This is a genomic window from Romboutsia sp. LXY-2 (assembly GCF_056171995.1).
In genome coordinates, this window is the sequence record NZ_JBKFGI010000042.1 from 1 (window position 1) to 418 (window position 418).

Below are 418 nucleotides of genomic sequence, written 5' to 3' on the forward strand. Positions count from 1 at the left end.
AGCGTCTGTCGAAGGTGAAATCAATAACTGGGGTGAAGTCGTAACAAGGTAGCCGTATCGGAAGGTGCGGCTGGATCACCTCCTTTCTAAGGAGAATTACCTACTGTTTAATTTTGAAAGTTTTTTTTATTTAAAGAACTTTTTTGTGTTAAAAAATAATATGGGGGTGTAGCTCAGCTGGGAGAGCACTTGCCTTGCACGCAAGGGGTCAGGAGTTCGATCCTCCTCATCTCCACCAATTGTTATTGTATAAAGTTAGTTGATAAAACGCGAAGCGTAAAATTTCTAATTTGAGCAACGCAGCACGACCGTATGGGAGTGACCGTTGGCGACATGCGATAACATTTTAGTACTTTGAGCAACGGGATATGAGCGTATGCGAATAGACGTTGGCGATGTACGTTAGTACTTTGAAAAC

The 418-nt window shown here is 42.3% G+C and carries 1 tRNA gene and 1 rRNA gene; both read left to right on the top strand.

Annotation, left to right across the window (positions count from 1 at the left end):
* Positions 1-86, top strand: a 16S ribosomal RNA gene (locus ACI48P_RS22205); the annotation flags it as partial.
* Between the two features lie 76 nt (positions 87-162).
* Positions 163-238, top strand: a tRNA-Ala gene (locus tag ACI48P_RS22210).
* Positions 239-418 lie beyond the last annotated feature (180 nt).